Here is a 15,691-nt window from a genome sequence, read left to right on the forward strand (position 1 = left end):
TTGTTTCTCCAGAGGTGGGTTTACAGCTGGTCGAAATCCAGCACCACTTTGTTCGAGAGCGGGAAGCTTTGGCACGACAGCACATAGCCGGCGGCCACTTCGTAGTCCTCCAGGGCAAAGTTGCTGTCCATTTCCACCTCCCCCTTTAGCACCTTGCACTTGCAGGTGGAGCACACACCGGCGCGGCACGAATACGGCAACTCGGCACCCTGCGCGTTGCCAGCGTCCAGAATGCTTTGACGGTTGCGCGGCATGGTGAACGCTACGGCCCGGCCATCGCTGATCACCGTCACTTCGCTGGTTTCAGCCGCGCTGGCCTGCGCGGCGCGAGCCTGCCGGGCTTCACGCTTGCGCTCATCCCCTTGCGCCGCGAACAGTTCGAAATGAATACGCTCTGGCGCCATGCCATTGGCCTTGAGCTGCTCGCGCACCGTTTCGGTCAATGCCTGTGGGCCGCAGATAAAGGCCGCGTCCAGGTGCGCGACGTCCAGCCAGCGGGAGAACAGCTGGCGGCATTTGCCTTCGTCGATGCGGCCGTTGTACAGGTCAATGTCCTGTTGCTCACGGCTGAACACGAAGATCAGGTTCAGGCGATCCAGGTAGCGATTTTTCAGGTCCTCGAGCGCATCCCGGAACATGGCCGACCCACTGGACCGGTTGCCGTACAGTAGCGTCACGCGGCTGTGGGGCTCACCTTCGAGGGTGGTTTTCACGATCGACAAAATGGGCGTGATACCACTGCCAGCGGCCACTGCCAGGTAATGGCCATGGCGGGATGGCTCCAGCGGCTGGCCGAAATGCCCGGCGGGCGGCATCACCTCAAGGGTATGGCCGCATTTGAGGGCCTCGTTGGCATGCACGGAAAACAGCCCACCGGCGACGCGCTTCACCGCTACCCGTAGCTCGCCGTCATTGGCGCCGCTACAAATGGAATAGGAGCGCAGTACCTGCTCGCCGTCTACCAGGGCGCGCACTACCACGTGCTGGCCGTGGGTGAAGCGATACTGCTCGCTGAGTTCAGGCGGAATGTCGAACACGATCGACACCGCGTCACGGGTTTCCGGGCGAACCTCACGTATCCGCAGGCTGTGAAACTTGCTCATGGTTGTTCTCCGTGCGCGCCGCTCAAATACACTTGAAGTAATCGAAGGGTTCGCGGCAATCCAGGCAGCGGTAAAGCGCCTTGCACGCCGTGGAGCCAAACTCGCTCAACCGTTCGGTGTGGGCGGCGCCGCAATGAGGGCAGGCAATCACTGGTGCGGGCCCCAAGAGGCTCCGCTTGCTGGCGCTGCCGCTGGGCGGAGCGATGCCATAGGCCAACAGCGCCTGGCGGCCAAGCTCGGTGATCCAGTCAGTGGTCCAGGCAGGCGCAAGCCGAGCGGTGATACGCGGCAGCTCGAACCCGGCCGCTTCCAGCGCCGCGCGGATATCCGCCTCGATCACTTCAGTGGCCGGGCAGCCCGAATAGGTGGGCGTGATCAGCACCCACACATGGCCGCCGTCCCAGCCCACCTCCCGCACAATCCCTAGCTGCACCACGCTCACCACCGGCACTTCCGGGTCCATCACGCCATCGAGTACCGCCCAGGCTCGGGCGATGTCCGCCGCCCCGCCTGCGCGGGCGCCGCGGTCGCTGCCGATCAGCTCACCAGCGCGCATCGGGATACGCCCGTTGCAGGTACTGCATTTCCGCCAGCAATGGCCCAAGGTGCTCGGTGTGCAGGCCGTTGCGGCCGCTCAGGTAATTGGGCACTGCGGGGGCCGGCAGCGGCACGGTGGCCTTCTCGCACACCAAGGCCACGGTGGCGTTCCAGGCCTCGGCACGCTGGGCCGGGTTGCCAATGATGCCGCTGGCGGCGAGCCGCGCCTGGGCGTCGTCCACTTCGGTCAACTCGAAGGTGAACCGCCACAAGCGCTCCACCGCCGCGCACATGCGCTGGTGGCTCACCTCGGTGCCGTCGCCCAGGCGCTGCACCCACTCGGCGGAGCGAGTGAGGTGGTAGGTCACTTCCTTGAGCGCCTTGCCGGCAATCGCGGCGATATGCTCGTCGCGGCTCGCCGCCATGCCGCTCAAGGCCGCGTGGTGCCAGGCGTCGTAGAAAAACTGCCGGGCCATGGTCACCGCGTAATCGCCGTTGGGCTGCTCCACCAGCAGGAGGTTGCGAAAGCTTCGGTCATCGCGGCGCAAGGCCAGGTCATCGGCAGTGCGCCCATCGGCCAGCAGCACAACGGCGTATTCATACCAGTTGCGGGCCTGGCCGATCAGGTCCAGCCCCACGTTCATCAGCGCCAGTTCTTCTTCGATGGCTGGCGCGTGGCCGCACCATTCACACAGCCGCTGGCCCTGGATAAGGGCGCTGTCTCCCAGCCGCAGCAGCCAGTGAATCTTGTCGTCCAAGGGGTTCATGGCAGCGCCTCACATATGGCCGACTTCGGGGGGCAGCTCATAGAAGCTGGCATGGCGATACACCTTGTCGTCCGCCGGGGCGAACAACGGGTCCTTTTCATCCGGGGACGAGGCGGTGATCAGCGCCGAGGGCACCACCCACAGGCTTACGCCTTCGCTGCGGCGGGTGTACAGCTCGCGAGCGTTCTCGATGGCCATGCGGTCGTCGGCGGCATGCACGCTGCCCACATGCTTGTGGTTAAGCCCATGCTTGCTGCGCACGAACACTTCGTAGAGGGTCCATTCAGCCATGGCGTTCTCCCCTGCCGATCAGGCGGCGGTGTGGCGTTGCTGTTGTTTACGGGCGTAGGCAACGACGGCTTCGCGCACCCAGGCGCCGTCCTCATAAGCCACGCGGCGTGTTTCCAGGCGCTCGCGGTTGCAAGGGCCGTTGCCCTTGAGCACCTGGTAAAACTCTTCCCACTGGATGGCGCCGAAATCGTAGTGCCCACGTTCCTCGTTCCATTTCAAATCGGGGTCGGGCGCGGTGCAGCCCAACAGCTCCAGCTGGGGCACGGTCTGGTCGATGAAGCGCTGGCGCAGTTCGTCGTTGCTCTGACGTTTGATTTTCCAGGCCATGGATTGCGCGCTGTTGGGGGAATCCGCGTCGCTGGGGCCGAACATCATCAGTGAGGGCCACCAGAACCGATTGATCGCATCCTGCACCATGGCCTGCTGGGCGTCGTTGCCTTCGCGCATCAGGGTGAGCAGCAGTTCGTAGCCCTGGCGCTGGTGAAAACTTTCCTCCTTGCAGATCCGGACCATTGCCCGCGCATAGGGCCCGTACGAAGTGCGCTGCAGCACCACCTGGTTGACGATGGCCGCGCCGTCCACCAGCCAGCCCACCACGCCCATGTCGGCCCAGGTGAGGGTGGGGTAATTGAAGATGCTCGAATACTTGGCCTTGCCCGCATGCAACCGGGCGATTTCTTCGTCGCGGTCGGCGCCCAGGGTTTCCATGGCGCTGTACAGGTACAGGCCGTGGCCCGCTTCGTCCTGCACCTTGGCCATCAGCTGCAGCTTGCGTTTGAGCGTGGGCGCCCGGGTAATCCAGTTGCCCTCGGGCAACATGCCGACAATCTCGGAATGGGCATGCTGGGAGATCTGCCGTATCAACGTTTGCCGGTAGGCCTCGGGCATCCAGTTCTTGGCTTCGATCTTGATTTCAGCGTCGATCTTTTCCTGGAACGCCCGCTCTTGCGGGGCCATTTCGTCCAGGTTTTTCAAGCGCTTGATGCCGGTTTCAACCAATTGCGCGTACATGGATGGCCTCCAGGATGGTGACCCTATTATTAAGCGATACACTCACAGCAATCAAATGCTTTATTGGCGTATCACGTTAAAAGCGTATCACGGCTGGAACGGCGATCGAACACATGGCAGGCCTTGCCTTCAGAGCGCCTGAGGGACAGGCAAGGCTGCACCCGTACCTGCACCGAAATGCCCACATACGTCTTGATCCGCCGTGCAAGATCAAACGCAACGCGCTGCTCTGTATCGCAATCCGTAGGCGCCTGCTCGGGCCTGAACTCCACATGCACGTCCATATGATCCAGGTTGCCATCCCGATACAGGTGGATTTCGTAAAGCTCGGCCAGCTGTTTCGTCTTGAGCACCAACTCTTCGATCTGGGTGGGGAATACGTTGACCCCGCGCACGATCAGCATGTCGTCGCTGCGGCCGGTGATCTTCTCAATCCGCCGCATGGGGCGAGCGGTTCCTGGTAGCAGCCGGGTGAGGTCGCGGGTGCGGTAGCGGATCATCGGCAAGGCTTCCTTGCTCAGGGTGGTGAACACCAGTTCGCCATATTGGCCGTCCGGTAGCACAGCCCCGGTGATGGGGTCGATGATTTCCGGGTAGAAGTGGTCTTCCCATACCGTGGGGCCATCCTGGGTTTCCAGGCATTCCATGGCCACGCCCGGCCCCATGATTTCCGACAAGCCGTAGATGTCCAGCGCGGTGATGCCCATGCGCGCCTGCACCGCCTGGCGCAGGACGTCGGTCCATGGCTCGGCGCCAAAAATGCCCAGGCGTAGCGATAGGCTGCGGGGGTCTACGCCCTGGCGTTCGATCTCGTCGGCCAGGTTGAGCATGTACGACGGCGTAACCATGATGATGTCTGGCTGCAAGTCGCGGATAAGCTGCACCTGCTTCTCGGTTTGTCCGCCTGACATGGGGATTACCGTGCACCCCAGCCGCTCGGCGCCGTAGTGAGCGCCAAGGCCGCCGGTGAACAGGCCATAGCCGTAAGCGATATGCACCTTGTCGCCCTTGCGCCCGCCGCCGGCCCGTATGGACCGTGCCACCAGCCCCGCCCAGGTATCGATGTCATGCTGGGTGTAACCCACCACGGTGGGTTTGCCGGTGGTACCGCTGGAGGCGTGCAACCGCACAATGTCCCGCTGGGGCACGGCAAACAGACCGTAGGGGTAGTGGTCGCGCAGGTCACTCTTGGCGGTGAACGGAAACAGTGCAAGATCGTCCAGGGAGGCAAGGTGCTCTGGCCGCAGGCCAAGCGCATCGAAGCGCTGGCGGTAAAACGGCACGTTCTCGTAGGCATGGGCCAGGCTCCAGCGCAGCCGAGCCAATTGATGATGGCGCAGTTCATCGACACTGGCAGTTTTCCAGCGGGTCCAGCTTGGCTCGGTCGGCGTTCAGCTCCATGTTCATGCTTCACCCTGTGCGTTTTGCAGGAGGGCGCCTGCGTGGAAGTACCCGCCTGTGGCGCACAGGCGGCGCAGCAGCAGCGAAGGCCGGTATCGCTCTTCGCCATAGGCCGCCTGCAGATTGGCCAGCGTGCGCAGCACGAAACCGGGCCCCAGCGCATCTGCCCAGGCGAGCGGGCCTTGCGGGTAATTCACCCCGGCGCGCATCGCCAGGTCGACGTCCGCAGCGCTCGCCACACCGTGCAGCACGGTATCGGCGGCCTCGTTCGCCAGCATTGCGACGGTACGCAGCACGGCCAGCCCCGGCGTGTCGCTCAGCACTGCCACCTTCAAGCCGGCGCCCTGTAGCAGGCCGATCACCTGGGCGCGTGGGTGCGCCTCGATCGGCCCGAAACTGACCGCAAGGGCGCTGGCGGTGCGGTAATCCAATGCCAGGTCAAAGGTAGCGAAGTTGTTGATGCCCTCCTCCCGTGCCCGTTCGCTGGCCAGCCGCCCATCAGCCAGCGCCACGGTCGCGCTGCCTACCCGCAGCAGCCCCGCGCCAGGGCGGTTGTGCACGGTTACGCCTGCCCAGCGAAGCCGCTCGACCAACCCCTGGGCTGGGCCGAGGTCGCCTTCGACCGTGCATTCGGTCACTGGTGTGGACGGCGCCATCCAGGCAGGCGCCGGCGGGGCGCTGCCCTGCGCATAATCGAAAAAGCCCTGGCCACGCTTGCGGCCCAGCCGCCCGGCATCCACCAGCGCTTTTTGCAGTAACGAAGGCTGGTAACGAGTGTCGCCATAGCAGGCGTTGAATACCGAGCAGGTCACGGCGTAGTTCACATCGTGGCCAATGAAATCCATCAGCTCGAACGCCCCCATGCGAAAGCCACCCGCCTCGCGCAGTACAGCGTCGAGGGTGGCGCAGTCGGCGGCGCCTTCCTGTAGCAGGCGCAGGCTCTCGGCATAGAACGGCCGCGCCACTCGGTTCACGATAAAGCCAGGGGTACACTTGGCGTGCACGGGCCGCTTGCCCCAGCGCACGGCCATGTCGAACAGCACCTGTGCGACCGCAGGCGACGTGGCAAGGCCAGACACCACTTCCACCAGCGGCATCACCGGCGCCGGGTTGAAGAAGTGCAGCCCGGCCACCCGCTGCGGGTGTTGCAGCCCTGCCGCCAAGGCACTGATGGCGATTGAAGAGGTGTTGCTGGCCAATATCGCATCGGGTCGGCACAGCTGCTCCAACTCCGCAAACAGCGCACGTTTGGCGCCGAGGTCTTCTACGATGGCTTCGATCACCAGCCCTGCATCCGCTACATCGCTGAGGTGCTCGGCGGCGGTCAGTGCCATGCGCACCTGTTCGCAACGCTCGCCGCTGAGCTTGCCTTTGGCCACCTGGCGCTGAAGCTGCGCATGGATGCCTTCGATGGCCTGGGCGGCCGCGCCGGGCCGAGCGTCATGCACTACCACGCGGTGGCCCGCCTGTGCCGCTACCTGTGCGATGCCGGCCCCCATGGCGCCTGCGCCCACCACGGCCACAAGGGTATCGTCCTTGAGCACCATGTCAGCACCCCTTGAACACAGCGGGCCGCTTGGCCATGAACGCATTCACGCCTTCGCGGTAGTCCTCGCTGCGCCCGGCCTGGCGCTGCAGGTCTCGCTCCAGCGCCAGTTGCGCTTCAAAGCCATTGCCCAGGCTGGCGTTCAGGGCCTGCTTGATCAGGCCCAGCCCCAAGGTCGGCTGCGTGGCCAAGTGGCGGGCCAGGGCCACGGCCTCCTCTCGCAGGGCCGTGTCCTCTACCACCTTGTAGATCAGGCCCCAGTCCAGCGCCTGCTCGGCCGACAGCCGCTCACCGAGCATGGCCATCGCCTTCGCCCGCGCCATGCCCACCAGCCGTGGCAGCATCCAGGTGCCGCCAGAATCGGGTACCAGGCCGATCTTGCAGAAGGCCTGAACGAAGCTGGCCGAGCGACCGGCGAGCACCAGGTCACAGGCCAGCGGAATGTTCGCCCCGGCGCCCGCCGCCACGCCATTGACGGCGCACACCACCGGCAGCGGCAACTCGGTAAGGGTGCGGATCAACGGGTTGTAGAACCGCTCGATAGACGCGCCAAGGTCGGGCACCTGCTCCCCCGGCGCAACGGCGCGTTCAGCCAGGTCCTGACCAGCGCAAAAGCCGCGGCCTTCAGCAGTGAGCAACAGCACCCGCACGCTGGCATCACCGCGTACGTACTCCAGCGCCGCGCGTACTTCGTCCTGCATCAGGCTATTGAAGGCGTTGAGCTGGGCCGGCCGGTTCAGGCTCAGATGGGCCAGGCCGTTGTCGAGCGTGAACAGAATATGTTCATAGGCGTGAGGGTGAGGCATAGCGACCTCCTGGCTTGTCGCGGTCAATGCCGCGCTCTCTTGGAATTGTTATCGGAGGCAGCCATTGCCCCAGTGTGATGAACGCTGCCAGATCCGATACAGCTATTCAACATACAATTACGGTTTCTGTATCTTTTTACTGAGTATACCGGTTGCTGAATCTTGCGCACCGGGGCCTTGCGCGCACCGAAGCGATACCATCCAAACGGCATATCGAGGTTCAGCTGATATAGTGCGCGCTCCCGCACCACGCAGACGACCCATGAGCACCCTCGCGCCCCTCGACACCCTGATTCAGCGCTTCGCGCAGCAAACGCCCCTTCGCGCCAGCTCGTTGATCATGACGCTTTATGGGGATGCCATTGAACCGCGAGGCGGCACGGTGTGGCTTGGCAGCTTGTTCGGCCTGCTGGAGCCCATGGGTATCAACGAGCGCCTGGTGCGCACGTCAGTGTTCCGTCTGACCAAGGACCAATGGCTCACTGCGGAGAAATCGGGCCGGCGCAGTTACTACAGCCTCACGGGCACCGGCCGCCGCCGGTTCGAGAAGGCGTTCCGCCGGGTTTACCGCCCGGCGGTACCTGGCTGGGACGGCCGCTGGAGCCTGGTGATGCTGCCCCAGGCCACGCCGGAAAAACGCAAGGAAGTGCGCCAGGAATTGGAATGGCAAGGCTTTGGCCCGCTGGCGGCGGGAGTGATGGCCTGCCCACGGGCCGATCGCGCCGACCTGCTCGCCACACTGCGCGAGCTGGGCGTGGAAGACGAAGCGATTGTGTTCCGCACCGAAGCCATCGAGGCGCTGGCCCCCAAGGCGCTACAGTTGCAGGTACGGGAAAGCTGGAACCTAGATGTGCTGGGCCAGCATTACGAGGAATTCCTCGGCCTGTTTCGTCCGCTCTGGGCCGCCGTGCGCGAGGCGCCAGCGCCCGATCCGCAGGCGTGCTATCTCGCCCGGCTGCTGCTTATCCACGAGTATCGCAAGCTGGTGCTGCGCGACCCTGAGCTGCCAGAGGAGTTACTGCCCAGCGGGTGGGAGGGGCGCGCGGCGCGGCAGCTGTGCCGCAACCTCTACCGCGCGCTGTATGAAGGCGCTGAGCAGTGGCTCGACGATGCGCTGGAAACTGCCGACGGCCCGGTGCCGGCGCCGTCGGCGGCGTTCTACGAACGCTTCGGGGGGCTGCGTTAGGGTTGACGTTCAAGGCTCGCTTCAGCATCAAACCCCTGGGTGCAGGGGGCTACCGACCCGTCCTGGGCTTGCGTGCTGCCTTCCACCGCACAGCGAGCCAGTAACACCCTTTCAATAAACGTTTGCGACGGAAGCAGAGCTTGTACATACGCCGCGCCTGACGGCCAGTGCGTGGCATGTCTAACGCTTCACCAGCCCATGGCAGGCTCGCCCGTAGTCGCCTGTAGTGAACGACCGCTGCCTGTTCGTTCCAGGCCTGCCAAGGCTTGTCGACGCCGCTGTAATGCAACAGGACGGTGCCGCTTGGTACACGCCGCACTTCATCCTGAGGCTCGTGTGCCAGCGTGAATTGCTGGTTGTAGCAGCCGGCAACGTATTTGCTGCGGCCTTCGAGTACTTGATTGAGCGCGTCCTGATCCGGAAACCGCAAATAGCCGCCATCTACTTGCAGAATAGTCAGCACCTGCTCGGTAACCGTACCCTCCAGCCAGCGTGGAATATCAATACACAGCATGCCGGAATTGAAGTAACGCCGACCCTCAAGCCCCAACGCGGCCACTTGGCGATCAACTGTTTCGGCACAGTCCTCTACCACTGCCACTATCTGCTCGCTGTGCTCAACCGCATCCCACAAAGGTCGGACGGGGCCCAGGCAGACAATATCGGCATCCAGATACAGCACACGGCCGCAGCCTCTCAGCAGGAAAGGCGCGAGTAGCCGTAGGCAGGCGGATTTCGGGAAATGTGGAGACTCTGGTAATGCGGCGAAAATGTGAGGCGGTGCCTGGTAGCTGGTGATAGCGCATCTCGGAGAGCGCAACTCGGACACCGCCGACAGCACATCGTCGAACGTGAGAGGATCGAAGCTGATGAAGTGAAAATGGAAAGCCTCTGCCGGATTAGCCCTCAGCACAGACAAAAGCGTCACCATTGCATGTCGTGAAAAACGCTGATCCACCCCGAATACAACGTGCAGTACATCAACCTGGGGTGCGCCAATTTGCCAATGGTGAATGCCGCACGTTTCTTACAAATTCGGCAATGTCACTGGTTACTCCTTCGACCATTTAGTACGTAGCTAGCCAGCGCCTGGACCGCTCGGGTAAAAGGCACTTTGAACGTGAACGCCAGCAAGCCTTTTGCACGCTTGACTGTCACGCTGTTCCATTCCCCCAAGGGTGCTGATCGCAGAAGCATCCAACTGAGCTCAGCATCCTGGCGCACGCTGTATTTGAGTGCTTTATTGATCACGGCCATGCGACCGGCCGACCAGGCACGATGCTCGCGGTAGGGCTCAATCGCTGCCAGGTCGTAATCCAGCTGCTGTCGGTATTTGCGCGAGAGGCTGTCGGGATGGCGGCGATACCGAGTGATATATGCAGGAAGACAGGCAACGCCATAGCCAGCATTGGCCACGCGCAGGGTGATCTGGAAGTCCTGGATGCGGATGGCCGGGTCATAAAAGCCGACAGCTCGCAGCGCTGCCATCCGGTACATGGTCACTGGTGCCCCTACGGCCATCGCCGAGCCTAATACCTCCGTAAAACCGTAGGTCTCGATGCCTCGCAATGCCTCTCGCTTGGTTTCAATACCTGCGACGTTGGTATAGATGACCTTGCCGCCTACCAGCCCCACACCGGGATGGCGTTCCAGATAGTCGACCCGCACGGCCACCGCATCGGGCAATAGCACGTCGTCAGAGTCCGGAGTAACCACGTACTCCCCTTTGGCTACGGACAGCCCGAGGTTCAACGCCGCGCTCACGCCTTGGTTAAGTTGCTGCAGCAGCGTGAAGCTGTACGTCTGTTGCAAGGCCACCAGCAGCTCATGGCTGGCGTCTGTAGAACCATCGTCGACTACAATGACCTCGATTTCAGGATAGGTTTGAGCGAAAACCGATGCCAGCGCCTCCTCGATGTAACGAGCATTGTTGTAACAAGGCATCACAACGGAGACGAGATGGCGGGTGTCGGACAAGACTGCTGGCATCATGTTTTCTCTACTGTGTAACAAATTTTCGAAATCCGCGTTTTATCATCCAGAACAAACCCGACGCGATCCGGCCTTGGCGCATTCGAGATTTCTGCATCCGTTTCAGTTGGCGCGCGGTATGAGGAACATCGTAAGGCCGATCGTGCCAAGGCAACTGCTCCCGGACCTCCCGGTAATACTTTGCCGCAGGCTGGTCATTCCATGCCTGCCAGGGTTTATCCACCCCTGTGTAGTGCAAAAGCACGGTATCCGGCGAAAGCTCCGTGCGCTGACGACCCAACTGAAGCTGGGTGTTGAACTTTGGATCAATATACTTAATCCGCCCCTGAAGGACGATATTCAGAGCATCCTGATCCGGGTACTTCAGGGCGTGCTGCCATTCACCTACACACGCCAGAACCTGTTCGGTCACACAGGAGTCCCGCCACCGCTCAAGGTGCATGAAGAGTACGCCGGAATTAAAGTAACGCCGTGCCTGCAAGCCTAGCGCGTCGATGCGCTCGACCGCAGCCACGGGGGTGTCATCGGCAACCGCCGCCACCGCACAGGTACCCTCCAATGCGGCCCACAATTCTATCAGCGGCCTCAGACATACTACGTCAGCATCCAGGTAAAGCGCCTGCTGGACATCTTTTAAAACATAGGGCGCTAACAGTCTAAGATAAATGGAAGGCGGGAATATCTGGCAGGCGGGCAGTGTTGCGAACACATCCAGCTCAACTTTGTGCAATGAAATACTGCAACAAAGTTCATTAACAAACGAGGCTATACCATCAAAAAATGGCCCGAGCTCATCTGAGGTTATGAAATGAAAGTGACATGAAGCAGGCGGCTCATGGCGTATCACCGACAACAGCGTCACCCACGCGTGGGGGCAATAGGCGGAATCAACCCCGAACACTACATGGCGGGGCTGCGCCGTAGAACGCATGCGCTCCTTGATTAGCCGAGTTGTGAAGCGTAGCTCATGACAAAGCTGAGAATATCCTTCCACTTTCACGCCCGATTATATCCGTATAGATACAAAAATGGCGCGCTTTATAGCATAGTGCCATACACGTATCAAGAGCGTGACATTAAGCTAAAAATTACATTCTGTTTCTACAGAAGCAGTCTGCCTTCGATGAGCTGGTCACCCCTGCCCCTGCGCAAGCGTGACCTACTCGAAAGGCATCCCTTCTTAGCTGAATCCGCTTACCGCATGGGGCACATACGGCGCTTCAAGGCGCTGGATTTCGTCGGCGGTGAGTTCAAGGTCGAGCGCGGCCACGGCATCGTCCAGTTGGCTGGCTTTCGAGGCGCCCACGATAGGGGCCGACACGCCGCGTTTGGCCAACACCCACGCCAATCCGACCTGCGCCATGGGCACACCGCGTTCGGCGGCGATCTGCTCCACCACGCCGATCACTCGGGCATCTTCAGTTTCGGTGGCGTTGTAGAACGACTGCCCGGAAAGGTCGGTGCGGGTGCGCTCGGTTTCCTGGCCATGAGGGCGGGTCAAGCGGCCGCGTGCCAAGGGGCTCCACGGCATCAGGCCCACGCCCTGGTCGAGGCACAGCGGGATCATTTCGCGTTCTTCTTCGCGGTACAGCAGGTTGAGGTGGTTCTGCATCGAGACGAAGCGGCTCCAGTTGTGCTCCTTCGCCACTTGTTGGGCCTTGGCGAACTGCCAGGCGAACATGGACGACGCGCCGAGGTAGCGGGCCTTGCCGGCCTTCACCACGTCGTGCAGCGCTTCCATGGTTTCCTCGATGGGCGTGTGGTAGTCCCAGCGGTGGATCTGGTAGAGGTCCACGTAGTCCATGCCCAGGCGGGTGAGGCTGGCGTCGATATTGGCCATGATGGCCTTGCGTGACAGGCCCTGTTCGTTCGGCCGGCTTGAGCCACCGAGCATGGCGGGCGGGAAGAACACCTTGGTCGCCACCACGATTTCCTCTCGCCGGGTGAAGGCCTTCAGCAGCTTGCCCACAATGAGTTCGGACGTGCCGGCGGAGTAGCTGTTGGCCGTATCGAAGAAGTTGATCCCCTGCTCCACCGCGCGCTTGATGATCGGCCGGCTGGCGTCCTCATCCAGTGTCCAGGGGTGGGTGCCGGCATCGGGCTCGCCGAAGGTCATGCAGCCCAGGCACAGCCGCGAGATGTCCAGGCCTGTGGTGCCCAGTTTGGTAAATTTCATAGCGCCTCCTGTTTACATTCCGAAACAGGGTAGCGGATGCACGCTGTGCGATGTAGCAACGCGGCCGGCCTGCGACCTTGCACCGCATAATCGGCCCCGCTGGCGGGCCGGTCGCCGCCAAGGCGTGCTGCTACGGGAATGAATGAGCCTGCGGTCAGGCACCCGTCGTTCGTAAATACTCCGCCAAGGCCCGGAAACGCCTGCGGGTCGCCCGTTCGAAAAGGCCAGCGGCGAATCGGTCCATCACCCGCCCAATCCACCGCGGCCGCAGGCGCAGGTCGAAGGTGTACGCCAGCTCCGACTCGTTCGCGCCAGTATCACGATGGTGCAGAGACGCGGCCCACCATTCGAAGGGCCCGGCCGGCTCGACGATCACCGCAGCTGCCATCTTGCCTGGTACGTAATTGACGAAGCGGGTGCGCAACACAACAAAGCGCGCCAGGCCTCGCCCGGGATTGCGGCTGATTGCCCCGATCTCAGGAAAGCGCTGGCCGCCCTCGATGTCGGCACCGTCCAAAAGGGTATCCCAGGCCAGTCGAGCCTTATGGTCGTGGAAAGCATCGAATGTCGCCTGCGCGGACGCAGGCATGGTCATGAGAATGCGGCGCCTGGCCATGGCTCACTACTCCCTCAGTGACAGCACACAAATAAGCCCCTGGGGCTCGTCATCGCCCCTGCCGAAGCTGCACGAACAGCGCTTCCACCTTTTCGCGCGCCCACGGGGTTTTGCGCAGGAAGGTGAGGCTGGATTTGATGCTGGGGTCACTCTTGAAGCAGCGGATGTCTACGCGCTTGGCCAGCTCGGGCCAGCCGTAATGGGCCACCAGTTCGTTAAGCAGGTTTTCCAGCGTAATGCCGTGCAAGGGGTTGTTGGGTGTCTGGGTCATGGCCTGTTGAGGTTGGGCGGTAAAAGGAAGGCGCAGCTTAGTGCAGTTCGCGCCGCGCCGCACGCCGGGCTTAGTGGGATGACAAATGCTCTGCGCTTTCCCGAACAGGCACACTCAAGGTTACAGCCGCAGCCTCCACACGCCATTGAAACGCAGGTCGAGCGTGGACAATGGCGCGATGTCGATGGTGTGAAACGCCTGTGGTGGGCAACTCAACACCCGCATCAACGCCACTCGCATCACTGAGGGATGGGTCACCGCAAAGATATGGCCCTCCCCGGCCAGCTCGCCCAGCCACCGCTCCACCCGCCCGTTCAACTGGGCCAAGGTTTCTCCGCCATGGGGTGCGGCCTCCCACCCGGTAAGCCACGCCTGGAGCGCCTCGGGCTCGGCGGTGGCCACCTCGTCGATGCTTTGCCCCCGCCAGCGGCCGAAATCCAGGTCGCGCAATGCATCCACGCATTCCGACCAGGCCGATAACCGCTCGGCGGTCTGCCGCGCCCGTGCTTCGGGTGCGTGCATAAAGCGCGTGCGCTTGCCCGTGGCAATGGCTTGCAAGGCGGCCGGCAGCGGGCCATCGAACACGATAGGGTCATCGGCAGGAAAACAAGCGGCTTTCTGCGCCTGGGTGGCGGCGTGGCATACCAGCGTCAACCGCAGCGCCATGTGGGTACCTCTGTGTAGTAATGGCCGGGCGCGCAGCGTACCTCAGGCAGGTTGCCCGCGAAATTGCTGGTACTCGCGCGGCGTGCAACCGAACTCCCGGCGGAACACTGTGTGCAGGTACTGCGCGGATTTGAACCCGCAGCGCTGGGCGATATCGGCGATGGGCAGGTCAGCGCTCTTCAGCTCGGTGCCGGCCGCCGCCAGCTTGAAGCGCAGTATTTCGTCGTGCACGCTGCGCCCTCGCACCTTGCGAAAGTGCGCCTCCAGCGAAGAGCGCGACACACCGACGTAACCGGCCACCTGGGCGGTCTTGATGCCTTGGCAGGCGTACTGGCGGATAAAGTGCAGCGCCTGCATCACATAGGGGTTTTCCAATGGCTGATGCAGGCTGGACGCTTGCACGTTGATCGACTCGGGCGGCACCAGCACCTGGGTACCGGTGGATGGCATGCCGTGGAGCATCTGGTGAAGCAGGTGCGCGGCGGTGCGGCCCATGGTTTCGGTGCCCTGGATCACCGAACTCAGCGGCACCCGGGTAAGCGTTCGGGTGAGCGGGTCGTTGTCGATGCCGATCAGCGCCACCTGCTCGGGTACCGCGATGCCAGCGGTAAGGCAGGCCTGTAATAACTGACGGGCGCGGGCGTCGGTCACGGCGATGATACCGATCGGCTTGGGCAGGCTGCGCAGCCAGGCAATCTGCTGTTCCACGGCGCTGTCCCACAGCGGTGCGCTGGTGCCCAGGCCGCGATACACCTCGGCGTGTAAGCCATCGCGCTGCATCAGTTGGCGGAAAGCGTTTTCCCGCTCAAGTGCCCAGCGGTTGGCTTGTACCGGCGGCAAGCTGAAACAGGCAAAGCGGGTAAGCCCGGCTTCGATCAAGTGGTCGTAGGCCAGTTTGATCATGGCCGCGTTGTCGGTGGCTACGTAGGGAATGTGCCGGGGGTAAGCGCTAGCGTCCTGGTAGGAGCCCCCCACCGCGACCACTGGCAGCGTGCTACCCGCCAGTGCTTCACCGATCAGCGGGTCGTCGAAGTCGGCAATGATGCCGTCGCCCTGCCAGCGCTCTATACCCCGCAGGCGGCAGAGGTAGTCCTCTTCCAGGAACAGGTCCCAGGAGGCGCGGGTGCTGCTGAGGTAGTTACCGATGCCGGTAATGATGCCGCGGTCGTAGATCTTGCTGCCGTTGAACAACAGGGCAATGCGGTGAACGGGGGGCGTTGTTTTCATTGTGGGTACCCTGGGCCGATGCGCACAGCCTAGGCCCGCCGGTGGGCAACGGCAATACGCAAAATCGAACCCTGCGCTGGTGATTTTCATAATCG

Annotated in this window: 16 protein-coding genes and 1 pseudogene; 1 reads left to right on the forward strand and 16 read right to left on the reverse strand. The window is 62.5% G+C overall.

The features are described from left to right. Positions 1-20: 20 nt before the first annotated feature. From paaE to paaG, 8 genes and pseudogenes are all read right to left on the reverse strand, one after another. Positions 21-1,103, reverse strand: a complete 1,083-nt coding sequence (paaE, locus tag G7016_RS15570; RefSeq protein WP_181115934.1) for a 1,2-phenylacetyl-CoA epoxidase subunit PaaE — start codon at positions 1,101-1,103, stop codon at positions 21-23. Positions 1,104-1,125: 22 nt separating this feature from the next. Then, positions 1,126-1,659, reverse strand: coding sequence for a 1,2-phenylacetyl-CoA epoxidase subunit PaaD (paaD, locus tag G7016_RS15575; protein WP_181115936.1), 534 nt, complete (start codon positions 1,657-1,659; stop codon positions 1,126-1,128). Next, a complete protein-coding gene (paaC, locus tag G7016_RS15580; RefSeq protein WP_181115938.1) occupies positions 1,646-2,407 on the reverse strand; it encodes a 1,2-phenylacetyl-CoA epoxidase subunit PaaC in 762 nt (253 codons plus the stop codon). Before paaC ends, paaD begins: the two co-directional genes overlap by 14 nt. 9 nt (positions 2,408-2,416) lie before the next feature. After that, a complete protein-coding gene (gene paaB / locus G7016_RS15585; protein WP_181115941.1) occupies positions 2,417-2,698 on the reverse strand; it encodes a 1,2-phenylacetyl-CoA epoxidase subunit PaaB in 282 nt (93 codons plus the stop codon). An 18-nt stretch (positions 2,699-2,716) separates the two neighbouring features. Continuing rightward, a complete protein-coding gene (gene paaA / locus G7016_RS15590; protein WP_181115943.1) occupies positions 2,717-3,709 on the reverse strand; it encodes a 1,2-phenylacetyl-CoA epoxidase subunit PaaA in 993 nt (330 codons plus the stop codon). A gap of 71 nt (positions 3,710-3,780) precedes the next feature. After that, positions 3,781-5,116: pseudogene (gene paaK / locus G7016_RS15595) on the reverse strand (phenylacetate--CoA ligase PaaK). Then, positions 5,113-6,657, reverse strand: a complete 1,545-nt coding sequence (gene paaH, locus G7016_RS15600; RefSeq protein WP_181115945.1) for a 3-hydroxyacyl-CoA dehydrogenase PaaH — start codon at positions 6,655-6,657, stop codon at positions 5,113-5,115. Before paaH ends, paaK begins: the two are co-directional and overlap by 4 nt. A 1-nt stretch (position 6,658) precedes the next feature. After that, on the reverse strand, positions 6,659-7,462 hold the full coding sequence (gene paaG / locus G7016_RS15605; protein ID WP_181115947.1) for a 2-(1,2-epoxy-1,2-dihydrophenyl)acetyl-CoA isomerase PaaG: 804 nt from the start codon (positions 7,460-7,462) through the stop codon (positions 6,659-6,661). Positions 7,463-7,724: 262 nt separating this feature from the next. Between paaG and paaX the strand changes: the two genes are divergently transcribed. Next, on the forward strand, positions 7,725-8,648 hold the full coding sequence (gene paaX / locus G7016_RS15610; RefSeq protein WP_181115949.1) for a phenylacetic acid degradation operon negative regulatory protein PaaX: 924 nt from the start codon (positions 7,725-7,727) through the stop codon (positions 8,646-8,648). Positions 8,649-8,697: 49 nt separating this feature from the next. Here paaX and G7016_RS15615 read toward each other — a convergent pair whose 3' ends face one another. The 8 genes from G7016_RS15615 to G7016_RS15650 all read right to left on the reverse strand — a co-directional run bounded on the left by G7016_RS15615 (position 8,698) and on the right by G7016_RS15650 (position 15,596). Further along, on the reverse strand, positions 8,698-9,663 hold the full coding sequence (locus G7016_RS15615; RefSeq protein ID WP_308812176.1) for a glycosyltransferase family 8 protein: 966 nt from the start codon (positions 9,661-9,663) through the stop codon (positions 8,698-8,700). Between the two features lie 29 nt (positions 9,664-9,692). Next, the gene (locus tag G7016_RS15620) at positions 9,693-10,640 is read right to left on the reverse strand and encodes a glycosyltransferase family 2 protein (RefSeq protein WP_181115953.1); all 948 of its coding nucleotides are present in this window, start codon (positions 10,638-10,640) and stop codon (positions 9,693-9,695) included. Positions 10,641-10,647: 7 nt separating this feature from the next. After that, positions 10,648-11,571, reverse strand: a complete 924-nt coding sequence (locus G7016_RS15625) for a glycosyltransferase family 8 protein (protein ID WP_181115955.1) — start codon at positions 11,569-11,571, stop codon at positions 10,648-10,650. Between the two features lie 249 nt (positions 11,572-11,820). Beyond that, the gene (locus G7016_RS15630; RefSeq protein WP_181115957.1) at positions 11,821-12,816 is read right to left on the reverse strand and encodes an aldo/keto reductase; all 996 of its coding nucleotides are present in this window, start codon (positions 12,814-12,816) and stop codon (positions 11,821-11,823) included. Positions 12,817-12,970: 154 nt separating this feature from the next. After that, a complete protein-coding gene (locus G7016_RS15635) occupies positions 12,971-13,432 on the reverse strand; it encodes an SRPBCC family protein (protein WP_181115959.1) in 462 nt (153 codons plus the stop codon). Between the two features lie 49 nt (positions 13,433-13,481). After that, positions 13,482-13,703: a VF530 family protein gene (locus G7016_RS15640; RefSeq protein ID WP_181115961.1), complete on the reverse strand. Its 222-nt coding sequence runs from the start codon at positions 13,701-13,703 to the stop codon at positions 13,482-13,484. A 120-nt stretch (positions 13,704-13,823) separates the two neighbouring features. Next, on the reverse strand, positions 13,824-14,369 hold the full coding sequence (locus G7016_RS15645; RefSeq protein WP_181115963.1) for a histidine phosphatase family protein: 546 nt from the start codon (positions 14,367-14,369) through the stop codon (positions 13,824-13,826). A gap of 42 nt (positions 14,370-14,411) precedes the next feature. Continuing rightward, positions 14,412-15,596 (reverse strand): XylR family transcriptional regulator, encoded by a 1,185-nt coding sequence (locus tag G7016_RS15650; protein ID WP_181115965.1) that lies wholly within the window; start codon positions 15,594-15,596, stop codon positions 14,412-14,414. Positions 15,597-15,691: the final 95 nt, after the last annotated feature.

The organism is Pseudomonas japonica (assembly GCF_013522925.1).
GTDB classification, from domain to species: Bacteria; Pseudomonadota; Gammaproteobacteria; order Pseudomonadales; family Pseudomonadaceae; genus Aquipseudomonas; species Aquipseudomonas japonica_A.